The organism is Lachnoanaerobaculum sp. ICM7 (assembly GCF_000287675.1).
Lineage (GTDB): Bacteria > Bacillota > Clostridia > Lachnospirales > Lachnospiraceae > Lachnoanaerobaculum.
Map to the genome: position 1 here is coordinate 21,386 of NZ_ALJL01000017.1, position 17,366 is coordinate 38,751.

The 17,366-nt window shown below is 36.9% G+C and carries 10 protein-coding genes; 9 read left to right on the forward strand and 1 reads right to left on the reverse strand.

Annotated elements, in window-relative coordinates; translation table 11 throughout:
• Positions 1–197 precede the first annotated feature (197 nt).
• The 6 genes from xdh to proC all read left to right on the forward strand — a co-directional run bounded on the left by xdh (position 198) and on the right by proC (position 10,708).
• Complete coding sequence (gene xdh / locus HMPREF1140_RS04590; protein ID WP_009662732.1) at positions 198–2,777, forward strand: selenium-dependent xanthine dehydrogenase; 2,580 nt, start codon at positions 198–200, stop codon at positions 2,775–2,777.
• Between the two features lie 159 nt (positions 2,778–2,936).
• On the forward strand, positions 2,937–5,273 hold the full coding sequence (locus tag HMPREF1140_RS04595; RefSeq protein WP_009662726.1) for an efflux RND transporter permease subunit: 2,337 nt from the start codon (positions 2,937–2,939) through the stop codon (positions 5,271–5,273).
• Positions 5,239–8,226 (forward strand): hypothetical protein, encoded by a 2,988-nt coding sequence (locus tag HMPREF1140_RS04600; RefSeq protein ID WP_009662736.1) that lies wholly within the window; start codon positions 5,239–5,241, stop codon positions 8,224–8,226. Before HMPREF1140_RS04595 ends, HMPREF1140_RS04600 begins: the two co-directional genes overlap by 35 nt.
• Before the next feature lie 124 nt (positions 8,227–8,350).
• Entirely contained in the window at positions 8,351–9,001 is a 651-nt protein-coding gene (locus tag HMPREF1140_RS04605) for an SGNH/GDSL hydrolase family protein (protein WP_009662760.1), read from the forward strand.
• Position 9,002: 1 nt separating this feature from the next.
• A complete protein-coding gene (locus tag HMPREF1140_RS04610; protein WP_009662756.1) occupies positions 9,003–9,914 on the forward strand; it encodes a LysR family transcriptional regulator in 912 nt (303 codons plus the stop codon).
• An 8-nt stretch (positions 9,915–9,922) separates the two neighbouring features.
• A complete protein-coding gene (proC, locus tag HMPREF1140_RS04615; RefSeq protein WP_009662748.1) occupies positions 9,923–10,708 on the forward strand; it encodes a pyrroline-5-carboxylate reductase in 786 nt (261 codons plus the stop codon).
• Between the two features lie 53 nt (positions 10,709–10,761).
• Here the strand turns inward: proC and HMPREF1140_RS04620 are convergent, their stop codons facing one another.
• On the reverse strand, positions 10,762–11,148 hold the full coding sequence (locus HMPREF1140_RS04620) for a hypothetical protein (RefSeq protein WP_009662724.1): 387 nt from the start codon (positions 11,146–11,148) through the stop codon (positions 10,762–10,764).
• A gap of 243 nt (positions 11,149–11,391) precedes the next feature.
• Here HMPREF1140_RS04620 and HMPREF1140_RS04625 point away from each other — a divergent pair, with 243 nt between their 5' ends.
• The 3 genes from HMPREF1140_RS04625 (at position 11,392) to HMPREF1140_RS04635 (ending at position 17,357) form a co-directional block, all read left to right on the forward strand.
• Positions 11,392–12,543: an NAD(P)H-hydrate epimerase gene (locus HMPREF1140_RS04625; protein ID WP_009662764.1), complete on the forward strand. Its 1,152-nt coding sequence runs from the start codon at positions 11,392–11,394 to the stop codon at positions 12,541–12,543.
• 71 nt (positions 12,544–12,614) lie between these two features.
• The gene (locus HMPREF1140_RS04630; protein WP_009662757.1) at positions 12,615–15,656 is read left to right on the forward strand and encodes a DNA translocase FtsK; all 3,042 of its coding nucleotides are present in this window, start codon (positions 12,615–12,617) and stop codon (positions 15,654–15,656) included.
• A 30-nt stretch (positions 15,657–15,686) separates the two neighbouring features.
• Entirely contained in the window at positions 15,687–17,357 is a 1,671-nt protein-coding gene (locus HMPREF1140_RS04635) for a formate--tetrahydrofolate ligase (RefSeq protein WP_009662755.1), read from the forward strand.
• Positions 17,358–17,366 lie beyond the last annotated feature (9 nt).

Genomic DNA, 17,366 nt, shown 5'->3' on the forward strand with positions numbered 1-17,366 from the left:
CGGGATATTTTCTTTAAGGAAGATATATCTAAAAATTTTTTTGGTAAAAATAACATTTATATCTTAAGTTCAAAAATCTGAAATTAAATGTTATAAAGCCGAAGGAAATTTACAAACAATCATATATGCCGCGATTTTAAAAAGAAAAATCAGCAACGTATTTAATGGCATATAAATACATCGTGGAGGGAATTTTGATGTACAGTTTTACAGTTAACGGTAAATTGGTTGAAACTGAAAAAGAAGTGTCACTTTTAAGATTTTTACGTGACGATTTAAAGCTCAAATCTATAAAAGACGGATGTAGTCAGGGAGCTTGCGGTACTTGTACTATTATAATTGACGGAAAAGCTACCAGAGCCTGTGTTATGACTACAAAAAGAGCACAGGGAATGAACATTGTTTCAGTTGAGGGATTAAGTGACTTTGAAAAAGAGGCATTTGTATATGCATTCGGATCAAAAGGTGCTGTACAGTGCGGATTCTGTATTCCGGGTATGGTAATGTCAGGTAAAGCTCTTATTGACAGAAATCCTAATCCTACAGAAGACGAAATTAAAGAGGCGATAAAGGGAAATATCTGCAGATGTACAGGATATAAGAAGATTATTGAGGGTATCGACCTTGCCGCTCAGATACTTAGAGGCGATAAGAAGATTGATGAAGAGCTTGAAAAGGGTGATGACTTCGGTGTAGGATCAAATGCCTTCAGAATTGATGTAAGAGATAAGGTTCTCGGTATCGGTGAGTATGTTGATGATGTGGAACTTGAAAATATGCTCCACGTATCGGCAGTAAGAACAAAGTATCCAAGAGCAAGAATACTTGATATAGATGTTTCAGAGGCTTTAGCGCTTGAAGGTGTGGTTGCAATATATACTTCCGAGGATGTACCGAATAATAAGGTTGGACACATCCAGCAGGATTGGGACGTTATGATTCCAAAGGGTGAAGTTACCAGATTTGTTGGCGACGCATTGTGTCTTGTTGTGGCGGAGAGTGAAGAAATATTAAAGAAGGCTAAGACTCTGGTTAAAGTGGAATATGAGGTACTTGAGCCTGTAAGAAATATAGATGAGGCTAAGGCGGAGAATGCACCTAAGATTCATCCAAACGGTAATCTTTGTCAGTCAAGACATGTTAAAAGAGGTGATGCAAAGGAAGCGATTGCAAATTCAAAGTATACAATTACAGAGACATTTGATACACCTTTCACAGAGCATGCATTCCTTGAGCCTGAGTGTGCAATCGCTCTTCCATATAAGGACGGTGTAAAGATCTACTCTACAGACCAAAGTGTATTCGATACAAGAAAAGAGATTGCTATAATGTTCGGCTGGGATCCTGAAAGGATAGTTGTTGAGAACAAGCTTGTAGGTGGCGGATTCGGTGGTAAAGAAGACGTTTCGGTTCAGCATATAGCGGCACTTTGTGCATATAAGCTTGGAAGAACCGTAAAGGCTAAGTTTAGCAGAGACGAGTCACTTGCATTCCATCCGAAGCGTCATGCTATGCATGGTACATTTACTCTGGGATGTGATGAAAACGGTATATTTACAGGACTTGACTGTGATATCTATTTTGATACAGGAGCATATGCATCTCTTTGCGGACCTGTACTTGAGCGTGCATGTACTCATGCTGTAGGACCTTATTGCTATCAGAATCATGACATTAGAGGATATGGATACTATACAAACAATCCTCCTGCAGGTGCGTTCAGAGGATTCGGAGTGTGCCAGAGTGAGTTTGCACTTGAGTCCATTATAGATTTGCTTGCAGAAAAGGTTGGAATATCACCTTGGGAAATCAGATACAGAAATGCTATCGAACCGGGTAAGGTATTGCCTAACGGACAGATAGCAGACTGTTCAACAGCTCTTAAAGAGACTTTGGAAGCTGTAAAAGATGCTTATGAAGCAAACTATCCTAATGTAGGTTTGGCATGTGCTATGAAGAATGCCGGCGTAGGTGTAGGACTTCCTGATACAGGACGTGCAAAACTTGTTGTTAATGACGGTGTTATAGAGATATACTGTGGTGCTTCAGATATCGGTCAGGGTTGTGCAACAATATTTATACAGATGGCGGCGGAAACTTTGAACTTGCCTAAGTCTAAGTTTAAAAATATGGGATGTAACTCTGAACTTGACCCTGACTCAGGTACTACTTCAGGATCAAGACAGACTCTTATAAGCGGTGAGGCTATAAGAAGGGTTTCACTTGAACTTAAAAAGGATCTGGATGCTGCAGGCGGAGATTTAAATAAGCTTAACGGCAAGGACTACTATGCAGAATACTTTGAGCCTACAGATAAGCTTGGAGCAGACGTACCGTTCCCTAAATCTCACGTTGCATACGGATTTGCAACACATCTTGTTGTACTTGATGATGACGGTAAGGTTAAGAAGGTTTATGCGGCTCATGACTCAGGAAAGGTTGTAAACCCTATTTCCATCCAGGGTCAGATAGAGGGTGGAGTGCTTATGTCACTCGGATATGCACTTACTGAGGACTTTAAGTTACAGGATTGTGTACCTAAGTCAAAATTTGGTACACTTGGTCTTATGAGAGCTACAGATATACCTGAGATTGAGGCGATATATGTTGAGAAGGAAGAACTTCTTGGAGTGGCATACGGTTCAAAGGGTATCGGTGAGATTGCAACAATTCCTACCGCACCTGCAGTACAGAATGCGTACTATAAGAGAGACGGCAAATTAAGACCGAAATTACCGATGGATGACACATATTATACAAATAAAAAGAAAAAATAATAAAGAATAATTTTTGTTGGGATTCGATATGGATCCCAACTTTTTTGTTTAAAAAATAATAAACAGGTGTTGAAAAATGCTTTCGAATATACTATAATACCAGAATAATAGTCACATGTCTAAAAATATACATAAGTATAAAGAATAGGAGAGAGAAAGATGTTTGAAAAGATTGCTTCATTTATAGTGAATAAGAGAAAAGCTTTTCTTGTATTTTTTATTCTTGCCGCAGTATTCGGAGTGTTCAGTTCATCATGGGTGAAGGTCAGTGATAAATTATCAGATTATTTACCGGAGTCCTCCGAGACAAAGCAGGGGCTTGATATTATGGATGAGAGCTTTACGACTTTCGGAACGGCAAAAGTAATGATTTATAATGTTGATTATGACAGAGCCCTTGAAGTATCAAAAGAAATTGAGGATATCAAGGGAGTTTCAAGAGTGGACTTTTATGATAAATCTGATAAGGATTATGAAAATAAGGATATAGAAGATTATTATAAAAATTTTTCCGCTCTGTATACAATAAGCTTTGACGATGTTGAAAGCTCAAAATTAGTTCAGGATGCAATAGTCAAGGTAAGGGATTTGGTTTCACCCTATGACAATGTTGTATATACAACCATTGATAAGGATGATGCCAAAGATTTGAACAAGGATATGAAGGTTATATTTGTCCTTGTAATAATCATAATAATTGCAGTATTATTGTTCACTTCACAAACATATATGGAAATATTGATTTTCATGCTTACATTCGGAATAGCGATAGTACTGAATATAGGTACAAATTTTATATTCGGAAGAATCTCGTTTGTAACAAAGGCTGTAGGTGTGGTATTGCAGTTGGCGCTCGCGATTGACTATGCAATAATACTTTTCCACAGATTTATGGAGGAAAGAAGATATTATAAGCCGAAGCATGCTCTTATAAAAGCACTTGCAAAGGCTATACCTGAGATATCATCAAGCTCTCTTACCACTATGGCCGGTATGGTGGCACTTATGACAATGCAGTTTCAGATAGGTATGGACCTTGGAAGAGTTTTACTTAAGTCAATTATATTCAGTATGCTGGCAGTATTTGCATTTATGCCTGCACTTATAATGATGTTTGAAAAACAGATTGAAAAATCAATGCATAAAAATTTCGTACCGAATATAGAAGTATTTGGAAGCGGAATTTTAAAGTTAAAAAGAATTATACTTCCTTTGTTTATAGTTATTACAGTCGGTGGAGTTATACTTTCAAGTAAAACCGGATATATATTTGATGTAAATTCCATAGAGTCTGATAAGAAGACGGAATATCTTGAGGCGAAGGAAAAGATAGAGGAGCAGTTTGGAAGAAGCAATATAATGGCGATAGTTATTCCGAAAGAGGACTATTTGCGAGAGGCCGCACTGCTTAAAGAAGTTTCAAATATTCAGGGAGTAAAGAGTGTTACAGGACTTGCAAATATTGAAGTAGGTAATAACGGCGAATATGTACTTACAGACAGTTTGAATCCAAGGGAACTGGCTGAGGTTGCAGATGTGGATGTGGATCTTGTAAAGGCGGCATACAGATTCTATGCATTAAAGAATGAGCAGTATGGTGCATTTATGAATAGTATTGACAGCTATAAAATACCTATAATAAATATGGTGGACTTTTTATATGACCAAATTGAAGAAGGAGGTCTTGATATAGATGAGGATACTATCAGCGATATAGTAGATATACATAAGAGTATAACAGATGCAAGAAAACAGCTGGAAAGTGAGAAGTATTCAAGAATTTTACTTATATGGGATAAGCCTCTTGAAGGTGAAGATACCTTTACCAATATTGATAATGTGCAAGAAATAGCAAAGAAATATTATGATGAAGCATATGTGGTCGGTGACAGCTCAAGTGACTATGATATCAGCAAATCATTTGGAGGTGACAATTTAAGAATCAGTATTGTAACAGCACTTTTGGTTGGTGTTATATTACTTTTTACATTCCAAAATGCAGCATTGCCTTTTATATTGGTACTTACCATACAGGGAAGTATCTGGATAAACTTCAGTTTGCCGTATCTGACGGGTGAGAATATGTTCTTCTTAAGTTATTTGATAGTAAGTTCAATACAGATGGGAGCGACAATTGATTATGCAATTGTTATCACAAGCAGATATCTTGCTCTAAGAGAAGAGATTTCAGACAGAAAGAAAGTGATTTCAAGAACTTTAAATGAGGCCTTCCCTACAATAGTTACATCGGGAAGTATTATGGCGGCTTCAGGATTTGTAATAGGAAATATCACATCAAATCCGACCATTGCATCTCTTGGAAAAACTCTTGGAAAGGGAGTTGTTATTTCGATGATAATGGTAATGGTGGTGTTGCCTGTATTGCTTTATACTTTTGATTTCATTATTGACAAGACATCGTTTTCAAGAAAAATAAATGAGGAGGAGAATAAGAGAGAAGATGAAGAAGAAAATATCATTATTACTGAGTCTTAGTTTAATATTCGGAAATGTTTTACCGGTATATGCGACTGTAAATGTCGATATTAACTCTGTGCAAAATACACAGGATGTTATAAATATAAGCAGTGCCGATGAACTCATAAGTCTTTCAAAAGGTTCTACTGTTGAGAATTTTACATTAAATAAGACCTATGTTTTAACAAATGACATTGATTTGTCCGATAAGGATTTTAAGCCTGTTTCAATATTCTCCGGAACTCTTGACGGCAGCGGATATACAATAAAGGGACTTAATGTAAGTGAAAAAAGTACAGGTGCAGGTCTTATAAGTGTACTCGGGACAAAGGGAAGCGTTAAGAACCTTCATGTGGAAGGAAATATAAGTCCTGAGGGTGGAAAGACACTTGTAGGAGGAGTCGTAGGAACAAATAAAGGTGTTATAGAGAATGTAAGCTTTGCCGGATATGTAACAGCTTATAAAAGAGTAGGCGGTATAGCAGGTGTAAATGATGAAAGCGGATTTATAATCAACTCAAAAAATCATGCCGTGGTAGACGGAACAAAAATAGTCGGAGGTATCTGCGGATATAATAAGGGAAGTATTGTAGGTTCACAAAATCTTGGAAGAATTGCAGGTGATAATGAGAGTGTACTTCCTGATGATGATAAAATGAAAAGTGTACCAAGTATTAACGCTTTGAATACCGTTACGGATGATGTAAAGCAGGAGATGATAGGCGGAATTGCAGGAGTATCAAGCGGAATTATAAGAGATTGTACCAACAGTGAAAAGGTAGGATATTCTCATATAGGATATAAAGTCGGAGGTATAGTCGGTTTACAGACAGGAGCTTTAAATAATTGTATAAATGAAGCCTCAGTTTACGGCAGGAAGGATATAGGAGGTATAGCCGGATTATTAAAGCCTTATATAGAGATTTCATATGAAGGGGATACTATAGACAGTCTTGAAAGACAGACTGAAACTCTCTCAAAGTTATTGGATGCTTTTGAGGCCGAGGTGGATAAAAATGCAACTATATTGGAGAATAATGTAGACGGCATTGATTCCAAAAAAAATGAGCTTGAAGAGAGTATAAATGAAAGAAAAAAATTCCACAGTGAAGAAGCTGATAAATTTGATGCCGGATTGAAAGAAAAAAATGACGATATAAAGGGTATAACCGGTAATATAAATTCCGATATTTCAGATATAGGAGATAATGTTGGAGATTTAAGGCATGGAGAAAGCTATAAGGATATCATAAATGACAGAAATACCAAACTGCAAAATCTTATTGCAGGCATAAAAAATATCAATGAGATATCAAAAAGAATGAAAAGTGATATTGAAGATAAAAAAGAAAGTGCCGACAATATTGCAGATGATTTTCAGGCAATTACTCATGAAATTGACGATTTGTATTCAAAATCAAATGAGCTGCTTGACTATCTGGATGATGAGAAAAGTGATTTAAGACAGAATCTTGATAATTCCTATGACACTGTAAGCGGGAAAAAGGATGAGCTTGAAGCTGAGATAAATAAAGCCAGGCAGGACTTAAGAAGCAGCAGACAGGATATAAAGGGGAGTGTTGACGGAGTAAAGAATGAAATTGACAATATAAGAGGCACTATTCAAAATGGAGGAGACAGGCTAAAAGAAAAAATTGATGACGGAAAAATTTATTTTGACGTATCTGTGAATCCACCTAAGGAATATGCATACGGTAGACTGGAAAACTCCGTAAACAGAGCAATTATAAACGGTGACATAAATACTGCAGGAATTGTAGGTAGAGTCGGCATAGATCCGGAGGATGGCATTATTACGGAAACAGATATTAAAGATAATGTCGATAAAAGAGGAGAGACATCTCTTAATTTTTCAAATAATGTATATGCTCTGATACAGTCAAATACAAATGAAGGCGAAATAAATGTAAAAAATGACTATGCAGGAGGTATAGTGGCAAAAGCCGACTATGGGGCAGTAATTTCAAACAAAAACTTTGCTGATGTCAGTTCACAAAACGGATCTTATATAGGAGGAATTGCCGGTTACAGTAAGAACCTTATTAAAGATTCTTATATGCTTGGGGATGTAAAAGGAAGCGATTATATAGGAGGAATTGCCGGAATTGCAAAAGATTTGACAGGAAATACCGCAATGAGTACTGTAGTAAGTACCAACTCCGGAAGATTTGGAAGTATTGCCGGAGATGTTTTAAAAGACGCCTATGTAAATTCAAACAGATATGTTGATGAAGGCGTAGGAGCGATAAATGATATGACTTTAAATTCCGAAGCAGGTATTGTCTCATATGAGGAACTTTTGCAGGATAATAATACTCCTGAAGGATTTAAAACTTTAAGAGTAAATTACTTTGTGGGAGATGACATTATAAAGACAATAAATGTAGCTTATAATTCGTATGTCAGCGGTGCCGATATTCCGAAGGCTCCGGAGGTTGAGGGGTATAATACATACTGGGAGAATAAGGAATTAAATAATATAAAGAGGAATATAAACATATATTTGGTTGAAGAAAGATGGAATAAAAATATCTCTGCAAATACAAATATTAACGGTAAACCGGTTTTACTTGCAAGTGCATTATTCTATGAAGGGACAAGTATTCAAGTGGAAGAGACCCGCGTACCTGAGACGGATAAAGATGTGATTAAGGCATATAAATACAGCATAATACCTGAAGGAAAATATATTAATGAGGGTATTGAGCTTAGAGTTTTAAATGAGGACGGTAAGGCAAATGCTGTAGGAATAAAGACTGAAAACGGTATTATAATATCAGATACAGTCAAAGTCGGATCTTATCTGAGCTTTAAAGTAGACAGTCCACAAGGAGAAATTGTTCTGATTAGGACTGAGAGCATAAATAAATATATTATTATACTTTCTTTCATAGCGGCGACTGCCGTAATAATTTCAGGATATCTTTATTATAAGAAGAAAAGGAAATAAATGCTTTAAATACAAATGAGCTGTACAAAGTTTTGTACAGCTCATTTTGATAAATCACCTGTATTGAAAAAGACTGTGAAGTTTTAGTATAATAGAAGAAAACTATGATAACGGATGGGGAAAAATGAAAAAAAGAGTTGTTATTTTTGGAGATTCAAATACATGGGGGTATGATGCTGCAACCGGAGGTAGATTTAATGAAGAAATCAGATGGCCTATGGTAGCTGCTAATCTCCTTGGGAGTGAATATAGAATACTGGAAGAGGGGCTTTGTGGAAGAACCACCTGTCTTGACGATCCGTTTAATGAGGGGCTTTCAGGACTTACATATCTTTTGCCATGTTTACAGACTCATTCACCTATTGATATGCTGGTTATAATGCTTGGAACAAATGACTGCAAGCAAAGATTTTCTTTGACTGCCGCAAATATTGCACTTGGAATGAGAAGACTTGTAAAGAAGGCTCTTGAGGCGGAAGTTTGGAGGGATAAGCCGAATATACTTGTAATAGCGCCGGGACCTATATTAAAGGAGTGTGAGCTTTCAGATGTAGGTAAAAATATGGGTATATGCTCTGATAAGTCTTATGAAATCGCAAAAGAATATGAACTTATAGCAAAGGAACTTGGAGTGGGATTTTTTGATTCGGCTTCATGTGTTACTATGAATGATATTGACTTTATGCATTTAACAGCAGACTCACATAATGTGCTTGCAAAGAAGGTAAGCGAGATTATAAAAAATACTTTGGAAAGTAAAGAAATGAAGGCATAGTATGACTTTAACTCAATTAAAATATGCTATAGAAGTGGCAAATGCCGGATCTATAAATAAGGCCGCCGGAAATCTTTTTATTACACAGCCAAGTCTCTCATCAGCTATTGCAGAGCTTGAATCGGAAATAGGAATAAAACTGTTTTCAAGAAATAACAGGGGTATTTTTCTCACACCTGAGGGCAGTGAATTTGTAGGATATGCAAGACAGGTTGTTGAGCAGTTTGATTTGATAGAGGCTAAATATATTTCAAGTCCCAAGCTTAAAAAGAAATTCAGTGTATCAATGCAGCATTATACATTTGCAGTCAGTGCCTTTGTAAATCTGGTAAAGCAATTCGGTATGGATGAATATGAATTTGCAGTACATGAGACAAAGACATTTGATGTTATTAATGATGTAAAGACATTTAAAAGTGAGATTGGAATACTTTATTTGAATGATTTTAATAAAAATATTCTTACCAAACTTTTTACTGAATCAAATCTTGTCTTTACTCCTCTGATGGAGTGCAGTATTTATGTTTATTTGTACAGAAATCATCCTTTGGCAAATAAAAGTAAGATAAAAATGGAAGAACTTATGGATTATCCATGTCTTTCTTTTGAACAGGGAGATTATAATTCGTTTTATTTTGCGGAAGAGGTACTTTCAACTTATGAATACCATAAGCTGATAAAGGCTAATGACAGGGCGACTTTACTTAATCTTATGGTAGGATTAAACGGATATACACTTTGCTCAGGTATAATATGTGAAGAATTAAATGGTGACGAGTACATGGCTATAAAGCTGGATTCTGATGAAAAAATGACTATAGGCTATATTATGAGAAAAGATATAGCAATCAGTGAGCTTGGAAAAAAGTACTTGGAAGAGGTATCAAAGTTTAATGATAAGATATTGGAATAGGAGATAGAATGAAATTAGGTGTAATAGGTTTTGGAAATATGGGATCGGCCATTGCAAAAGGATTTGTTTCGAAAAAGGCAATTGATATAAAAGATATAGGTGTTTTTGATACATATGATAAAACAAGAGAAATGGCAAAGGCTGACGGATTTAATGTATACAATGATGAGACGGATCTGGTGAAAAATTCCGATACCATACTTGTAGCGGTAAAGCCGGTGCATGCAAAAGCCCTTTTTGAAAAGACAGCTGCAGAGCTTAATGATAAACTTATTATATCAATAGTGGCAGGTCTTGAGAGTGAGACCATAAAGTCATGGATAGGAAGTGATAAAAGAGTATTAAGAATAATGCCGAATACTCCTGCTATAGTCGGTGAGGGTGTATTTGCTCTTGACGGCGACAGCAATGCATATGATGAAGAAAAGAAAACTCTTGACGGCATGTTTTCGGCGATAGGTCTTGTGGAATGGGTGGAAGAGAGACTTTTCCCGGTCGTTACAGGACTTTCAGGGGGAGGTCCCGCATATGTCGCAATATTTATAGAGGCATTGGCTGATGCAGGTGTACTTCATGGATTAAAAAGAGATGTGGCAATAAAGATGGCCGCAAAAACAGTACTTGGAAGTGCGGCACAATTACTTGAGACCGGTATACATCCGGCGGTACTAAAGGATATGGTTTGCTCACCTGCAGGTACTACTATAGAAGGTGTGAAAGCACTTGAGGATTACAGTTTTAGAGCAGGAGTGATAGAAGCAATTACTGCAGCCACATTAAAATCGAAGAAATAAAAAAAGCCGGCTGCGAAATGCAGCCTGACTTTTTGACTTAAGTTATTCTTATATTAGTTACCCTTTGTAGCAGCTTCTGCAGCAGATGAAGCAATATTTGCAGCATCATTTGCAAGGCTTGAAGCCATCTCGTTTGCAGCGTCATTAATGCTTGAAACATCAACACCTGCAGACTCTAAAGCTGAAGCAGCCTCTGACAAACCTGACTCTAAAGCTGAAGAAGCCTCGTTGTTTGCAGACTCGATAGCTGAAGAAGCATCAGCCTTACCTGCCTCAACACCTGAAGAAGCCTCTGAAGCTGCTGATTCCATAGCTGAAGAAGCTTCTGAAGCAGCTGACTCTACAGCAGAAGAAGCATCAGCCTTTTGTGAGTTTGAACCACAAGCAGTGAAAGCAAGCATAGCTATTGCAGCGATTGAAAATAATTTTAATTTTAACATTTTAAATACCTCCCATAAATAGACTGAGCAGTCAGTCTTAAGTTTAACAAGAAACGATTTTATACCTATTTATCAAAAATGTCAAATTAAATAGCATTTTATATCCCAAAAAAAGAAAAATAGTTTCGAAAGATTGAATTAAAATTCTTGAATAAAACTTTTACGGCTTATTATGCCGGTACGTGTAGTAATAAAGAAAAGATATGGCATGGAATAAAATCCGTGTTTTCGGATAGGAGAATAATGATCAAATTTGAGACAATAGATGAGAATACAAAAAATCTGGAAGAAATAAAACAACTTTACTTTGATGCCTTTCCTTTTGAGGAGAGAATACCTTTTTATATCATGGTATTGGTCGGTAATGACAGAGGTGTGGAGTTTTTGTCAATTTATGATGATGACAAATGGCTCGGATTTATACATACATTGGTGGGAGATGAACTTTCATATATTTTCTATTTTGCTATTGAGAATTCATTGAGGCAGAGCGGATACGGAAGTAAAATACTGCGTGAGTATAAGAAGATACATCCGAGACTTTCGCTGGCGATAGAACCGGTTGAAGAAGAAAGCGATAATTTTAAACAGAGAAAGAAAAGACTTGATTTTTACAGAAAAAACGGTTTTGAGGCTCTTGATACAAGAGTTGTGGAAATGGGAGTTGAATTTGAACTTATGGGTGCAAAGGGTATGGAAATAAAGGAGAGTGATTACAGAAAACTTGTAAAAAAATTCTTTGATTCATTTGAGCAAAAAAAGGTGCTGTCGGTAAAAGAAATGAGAGATGCAGACAGCTATACTATTGCAAATTTTGTAGACAGTAAGGAACTGATGTACAGGGCAGGAGAGGCAATATTCTATGTCGGAGACTGGAATATAGGTGATAAAGTACTTGTAGTTGCCGGAAGTGGAAATAATGCAGGTGACGGATATGTGGTTGCCGATTTGTTAAATACGGAAGAAATAGATGTGGAGATACTTTTGATAAAGGATAAGTTTTCAGAGGACGGACAGTATTATTTTAATATCTGTAAACAAAACGGAATAAAGTACAATATTTTAGATGAAAGCATGGATTATGCCGCTTTGCTTGATAAATTTAATTCATATGATTATATTCTGGATTGTATATATGGCACAGGTTTTAGCGGAGATGTAAAAGAACCGGTATACTCTCTTATAAAGGCTGTAAATGATTCAAATGTAAGTGTGGTAAGTGCGGACATAAATTCGGGAATGAACGGCGATACCGGTGAGGCGGATATATGTGTGAATTCAGATATTACGGTAAGTATAGGCTTCTTGAAAAAAGGTCTTATTACAAAAGAGGCTTCAAAACATATAGGTGAACTTGTAAATATGGATATAGGTATAGTAATAGAAGATAAATAATGCAAAATATTGCAAATGATTTCCATATTATGTATACTTAAGAGTAGACTTTATGGAAGTGGAGAATTGAAGTGGCAAGTCGAAAACAAACAACAAAAAAAACAGGTAAAACAAGTAGTCGCAGCAGGGCTAAGAAAAAGATAGATAATAATGAGCAGCTGGATTTCCTTAATTCGGAAATTCTTATGATTGCCTTGGTTTGTGTATCATTGGTACTTTTTTTAAGTCATTTCGGACTTATGGGAGTAGTTGGAAAATATCTTAGAGTATTCCAGCTTGGAGTATTCGGAATACTGGGATTTGCAGTGCCTATGTTTGTATTTGTCGGTGGAGCATTTTTACTGTCAAATATCGGATCAAGTCTTGCAAAAATTAAATTTGCGGGTGTTTTGATGGCTGTGCTTGCTGTTGATGCACTTATATCACTTTTTGGAATTCCAAATCTTAAGGAATTCGGGCTTGTGAGATTTTACACTGAAGGATGGTATGGAGGATTTATCGGCGGAGGATTAGGGCTTCTTATATCATCCGTACTTGGAAAAATCGGTGCTATTATCTTCTTTATTGCCGTATTTATAATATCAATTGTAATATTAACCGGAAAATCATTTGTTTCCATAATAAAAACCGGGGGACAGATGACCATATCAAGAGCTAAGACAGATATGGCAAGGGTAATTGAGCAAAGAAAACAAAGAAGAGAACAGCAGGCTGTTGAAGAATTCGAATATGAAGAAGATCCTGAGTATGAGGAGGAGTTTGAAGAACTTGACCTTGAAAATAAAAGTGAAGGGTATATTGAAGAACTTTTAGGATATAATTACCGTCCGAATAGGGGAAATATTAATCTCGGTGCCATAGATTTTTCAAAGAAGAAAAAGAAGCATGTAGTGGATCTTCCAACTGCAAATGCAGAAATGCATGAGCCTATAGGCGGGATTTTTGATGCTAAAAATGATGAAAACTTTGAAAAAAAAGCTTCGGATGTAGGTGCTTCAAACGACATTGCAATTAACAGTAAATACGAGGCAAGTTATGAGCCGAAAAAATCCAATACACAGTCGTCAATCATTGTAAATAAAAGACCGGATACCTTCTATGGAAATATAAACAGAGGAAAAGAAGAGTCAAAGTTTGAAAATGATATTGATGAAGAGACATTGAGAAGAGCCAATGAGATACTGGCAAGAAAAGATGAGATAGATATCTATGAGCAGCCGATGTCCACTATCAGAATCACAGATGACGATACACATGAAGACTTCAGATATATTGATGATGCAAACAGTTTAACCGGTAGAGACGGAAAAACAAAAAACTCTGAAAGCAGTATTGAGTTTATAAAAGCTTATGACGATATATATGATGAGCCTATAAGCGGATTACACAGTGATAATTCTTATAATAATGCTTACACATATAACAGGGTGGAGCAAAATGAGCCTGTAAATAATGAATATGTAAAAAAAGAAGAGATTCACACAGAGAATAGGAATGAAAATACTCTGGTAAGTAATGACGGTGAGAGAACTTTGGTAACTGCAGGTGGAAAAGTTATAGTTTCAGACACCTCGGCATTGCAAAAGAAGATGGAGGAGCAAAGAGCAAACTCGCCACAGGGTAAGATAAGAAATGAAATTGCCAAGAAAGTTCAAAGACCTTATACATATCCGGGTACATTTTTGTTAAATAAGAATACTGAAGCGGGAGAGGCAATATCAGACAGTGAATATAGAAATACTGCAATTACATTGCAGGAGACATTGGCAAGCTTTGATGTAAATGTAACGGTGGAAGATATAAGTGTAGGGCCTTCTGTAACACTTTATGAGTTAAAGCCTGAGCAGGGTGTAAAGGTATCTAAAGTACTCTCACTTGCAAATGATATTAAACTCGCTTTGGCGGCAAGTGATATAAGAATTGAGGCACCTATACCGGGTAAATCCGCCATAGGTATAGAAGTACCGAATAAGAAAAAACAGACGGTATTCTTAAGAGATCTTTTTGAGAGCAGAGCTTTTAAAAACGGAAATGAAAGTATCGGTTTTGCGGTAGGTAAGGATATTTCCGGTAAAGTAATAGTTTCAGATATTGCAAAGATGCCTCATGTACTTATTGCAGGTGCTACAGGTTCAGGTAAATCGGTATGTATCAATACTTTGATAATGAGTATTATATACAAGTATTCACCTGAAGATGTAAAACTTATCATGGTGGATCCGAAGGTTGTAGAGCTTTCAGTATACAACGGAATACCTCATCTTTTGATACCTGTAGTAACAGAGCCTAAGAAGGCGGCTTCGGCACTTAACTGGGCTGTGGCTGAAATGGGTGAAAGATATAAGAAGTTTGCGGCTACAGGTGTAAGAGATCTTACAGCATATAATAAGAGAATAGAAGATGCGAGAAGAAGAGGCAATATTGAAGGCTTACCTGAGAAATTGCCGAAGATAGTTATAATTATAGACGAATTGGCAGATCTTATGATGGTTGCAAACAATGAGGTTGAAGATGCAATAGTAAGACTTGCACAGCTTGCCAGAGCATGTGGAATTCACCTTGTTATAGCTACACAAAGACCTAGTGTAAATGTCATCACAGGTATAATAAAGGCAAATATACCTTCAAGAATTGCATTTGCGGTATCTTCAGGTACGGATTCCAGAACGATACTTGACAGCAACGGTGCTGAGAAGCTTCTTGGAAAGGGTGATATGCTGTTTGCACCATATGGATCGGCAACACCTATGAGAGTACAAGGTGCGTTTGTATCTGATGAAGAGGTGTCTGCAGTAGTTGATTTCTTAAAAAATCAGGGAATGCAGGTAAAATATGATGAGAATACAATCAAACAGATAGAAGAAACACAGAATGCGGCAAGTGCCGGAAATGATATTTCTGAAAGAGATGAGCTGTTTGAGGCCGCAGGAAGATATATAATAGAAAAGGATAAATCTTCTATAGGTAATCTTCAAAGAAACTTTAAAATAGGCTTTAACAGAGCCGCAAGAATTATGGATCAGCTTGCAAGTGCGGGGGTTGTAGGTGGTGAAGCCGGAACAAAGAAAAGAGAAATATTGATGAATATGGACGAGTTCTTGGATATTTTATAAATATCCGGGAACTTATCTTTAGGAGGATATATGCGTAGCGATATCGAGATTGCAAGAAGTATAGAAATGAAAAATATTGCCGAAGTGGCAAAAGAATACGGGATAGATGCTGATGACTTGGAAATGTACGGTAAGTATAAGGCAAAGCTTAGTGAGGATTTTTTAAAAGCTCATGAAGATAAAAAAAGAGGTAAGCTTGTACTTGTAACGGCAATAAATCCTACTCCTGCGGGAGAGGGTAAGACTACAACTCTTGTGGGTCTTGGACAGGCATTTAAAGAGATGGGAAAGAGTGCGGTAATAGCGCTTAGAGAGCCTTCTCTGGGACCATGTTTCGGTGTAAAGGGTGGAGCTGCCGGAGGCGGATATGCACAGGTAGTGCCTATGGATGAGTTAAATCTTCACTTCACGGGAGATTTTCATGCTATAACCTCTGCAAATAATCTTTTGGCTGCTATGTTAGACAATCATATTCAGCAGGGAAATACACTTGGAATAGATACAGGGGCAATCATTCATAAAAGATGTATAGATATGAATGACAGAGTGCTGAGAAATATAGTTGTAGGCCTTGGGAATAAGACTGACGGAGTTGTCAGAGAAGATCATTTTGTAATCTCGGTGGCTTCAGAGATAATGGCAATACTATGTTTGTCAAAGGATATGAATGATTTGAAGGAAAGACTTTCAAATATTATAGTGGCATATAATTTTAAAGGGGAGCCGGTATTTGCCAAAGATTTAAAAGCTGTCGGAGCTATGGCAGCACTTTTAAAAGATGCAATAAAGCCGAATATTGTACAGACTTTGAATCATTCACTTGCACTTGTTCACGGTGGTCCTTTTGCAAATATAGCACATGGATGCAATTCAATAAGAGCTACAAAGATTGCAATGGGAATGGCTGATATAGCGCTTACAGAGGCAGGATTCGGAGCGGACCTCGGAGCGGAGAAGTTCTTTGATATAAAATGTAGAAAGGCAGATCTTGCCCCTGATTGTGTGGTAATAGTAGCGACAGTAAGAGCTCTTAAATATAATGGCGGAGTGGCCAAGGAAGATTTATCAAATGAAAATCTTGATGCCCTAAAAAAAGGTATAGTAAATCTTGAAAAGCATATTGAAAATATCAAACTTTTCGGAGTACCTGTAGTGGTTACTCTAAATAATTTTGTCAGTGATACAGAGGCGGAAGTTGGCTTTATCAGAGAGTTTTGTGAAAGCAGAAATTGTGAGTTTGCAGTTTCAAAGGTATGGGAAGAAGGAGGAAAGGGCGGCATAGAGTTGGCCGAAAAGATTCTTTACACACTTGAAAACAAAAAGAGCCATTTCACTTTGCTTTATCCTGATGATATGAGTCTTGAAGATAAGCTTCATACTATTGCAACGAAAATATACGGAGCAAAGAATGTAGTGTATTCACCTGCGGCAAAGAAGGCTATTGACAGGGCAAAAGCACTTGGATTTGATAAATTTCCTATATGTGTGGCAAAGAATCAGTATTCACTTTCAGACGATCCGAAAAAACTTGGAAGACCTGAGGACTTTGAGATAAATGTAAGGGAAGTATATGTAAATGCGGGAGCAGGTTTTGTAGTTGCAATAACAGGAAGTATTATGACCATGCCGGGACTTCCAAAGGTCCCTGCTGCAGAAGCGGTAGATGTAGATGATAACGGAGATATAGTAGGATTGTTCTAAAAGACCTTA